The sequence below is a fragment of the Mycobacterium mantenii genome (genome assembly GCF_001667865.1).
Classification (GTDB): domain Bacteria; phylum Actinomycetota; class Actinomycetes; order Mycobacteriales; family Mycobacteriaceae; genus Mycobacterium; species Mycobacterium mantenii_A.
This window is the reverse complement of sequence record NZ_LZJP01000015.1, coordinates 1-763: the sequence shown is the minus strand read 5'-3', so window position 1 is coordinate 763 and position 763 is coordinate 1. Positions and strand designations below refer to the sequence as shown.

Sequence of the window (763 nt, the reverse complement as noted above, 5' to 3'; positions counted from 1 at the left end):
CCGGCGGGCGCCTGCGGAGGCGGGGGCGGCGGGGTCTCCTGCCCACCCGAGGGCGGCTGAGGCCCACCCGAGGGCCCGGGCGACGAGGGAGGTGGCGGGTAAGCGCCGCCGGGCGGCGGTTGATCGGTCATGGGCAACCTTTCCACTCGGGTCCAGCTGAACTAGGCCGAAACAGTACCCGAGCGCGTAGCGGCCGGGCGAGACGCGCGGCGCGCGCCTGTCGGCACGCGCGGCACCGAGAACTACCGGCGCCCGGACAGCCCCCGGGGTCCCTCGGAGAGGAAACCCAGCAAGTCATAGCGGGTGATCACCCCGACCGGTTTGCCCTCCTCGACCACCATCAACGCGTCCCAGTCGCGCAGCGCCTTGCCGGCCGCGCTGACCAACTCCCCGGCGCCGATCATCGGCAGCGGCGGGCTCATGTGCTGTGCGACCGCGTCCGCCAACTTCGCCCGGCCCTCGAAGACGGCGGACAGCAGTTCCCGTTCGGACACACTGCCGGCCACCTCCCCCGCCATCACCGGCGGCTCGGCGCCGACGACCGGCATCTGGGACACCCCGTACTCGCGCAGGATGCCGATGGCGTCGCGCACCGTCTCGGACGGGTGGGTGTGCACCAGGTCGGGCAGCTCCCCGGATTTGCGGCGCAGCACGTCGCCGACCCTGGACTGTTCGGTCGACCCGTCGAGGCGGCTGCGCAGGAACCCGTACGACGACATCCAGGCGTCGTTGAAAATCTTCGACATGTAACCCCGCCCGCCGT

Annotated in this window: 1 protein-coding gene; it reads right to left on the bottom strand. The window is 72.1% G+C overall.

Annotated elements, in window-relative coordinates:
• Positions 1-242: 242 nt before the first annotated feature.
• Positions 243-763: CBS domain-containing protein (locus A5688_RS03220; RefSeq protein WP_120312453.1), on the bottom strand; the 521-nt coding region annotated here is incomplete at its 5' end.